The 500-nt window shown below is 43.8% G+C and carries 1 protein-coding gene; it reads left to right on the forward strand.

Annotated elements, in window-relative coordinates; translation table 11 throughout:
• Positions 1-452: methyl-accepting chemotaxis protein (locus tag AB4486_RS28075; protein ID WP_372120106.1), on the forward strand; the 452-nt coding region annotated here is incomplete at its 5' end.
• Positions 453-500: the final 48 nt, after the last annotated feature.

The following is a 500-nucleotide window of genomic DNA, read 5'->3' on the forward strand; positions in this document are numbered from 1 at the left end:
CAGCTATTGAAGCGGCACGGGCCGGTGAGTCTGGCCGTGGTTTTGCGGTTGTTGCGGATGAAGTGCGCTCATTAGCGTCTAAAACCCATGATTCAACCAATGAAATTGAATCTATTATTGAACGCCTACAAAAAGAAGCAAACGAGTCATTTGTTGCAACACAGAGCTCGAAAGCTTTAGTGGAGCAAACAAAAACCAGCGCAGATGAAATACAGCAAGCACTATCGAGCATTATCTCTTCCGTAACGTCCATCAATGGCATGGTAGATTCTGTTGCATCCGCCTGCGAAGAGCAGTCAAACGTTAGTTCAAAAGTCGCAAATGACATGCAGTCTCTTGATAGTAGTGCAAAAGAACTAGTTAACGTGAATGACGATTTGGCAAACGTATCCAATGATATCTTGACGCAAACTACTGTCCTCTCCACTCAGATTGCTAAATTTAAGTTCTAAGTATACCCTCAAGCCAGCATAGGTACTTGCTGGCTTGAACCTTTCAAC

It is taken from the genome of Vibrio sp. 10N.222.55.C6 (assembly GCF_041473395.1).
GTDB classification, from domain to species: Bacteria; Pseudomonadota; Gammaproteobacteria; order Enterobacterales; family Vibrionaceae; genus Vibrio; species Vibrio crassostreae_C.